General features: G+C 64.2%; 1 pseudogene. It reads left to right on the forward strand.

The features are described from left to right. Positions 1-47: 47 nt before the first annotated feature. Positions 48-523 (forward strand): annotated as a pseudogene (locus EOA24_RS40535) (MFS transporter); the annotation flags it as partial.

A 523-nucleotide genomic window follows, 5' to 3' on the forward strand; every position in this document is an offset into this window, starting at 1 on the left:
GTCGAGGAGTTCGCCCGCCGTATCTCCTTGTTCGTTGGATGCCCGCGATGACCCTTGGCCTGAAACTCGCTCCGCAGCACCGCGTCTATGTGGGCTTTGCGATCTATTCCTTTGCCATGGGCAACATCTTCCCGCGCCTGCCCGACATCAAGCGAGCCATGCGGATCGAGGATGGCACGCTCGGGCTCGCCCTGATCGGCACGCCGATCGGCACACTGGTCGCGCTGACGCTGGCGACGCCTATCCTGGAGCGTGTAGGCTTTCGCCGCGCGCTGCTTTGGCTGGTGCCGTTGCTTGGCCTGGCCTATGCGATAGCGATGCACGCGCCTGGCCCGGCGTCTCTGTTCCTGATGCTGGTTCCGGTCGGGCTGATGATCGGCAGCATCGAGATCATCTTGAATGTCGAGGCCGACAGGACCGAGTTCCTGCTCCAACGCCGCATCATGAACCGGGCGCATTCCTTCTGGAGCATCGGCTTCTTCGGCGCCGGCCTGTTCGGCGGCGCGCTGGCGCATCTCGGCCT

Source organism: Mesorhizobium sp. M2A.F.Ca.ET.039.01.1.1 (assembly GCF_003998035.1).
Classification (GTDB): Bacteria; Pseudomonadota; Alphaproteobacteria; order Rhizobiales; family Rhizobiaceae; genus Mesorhizobium.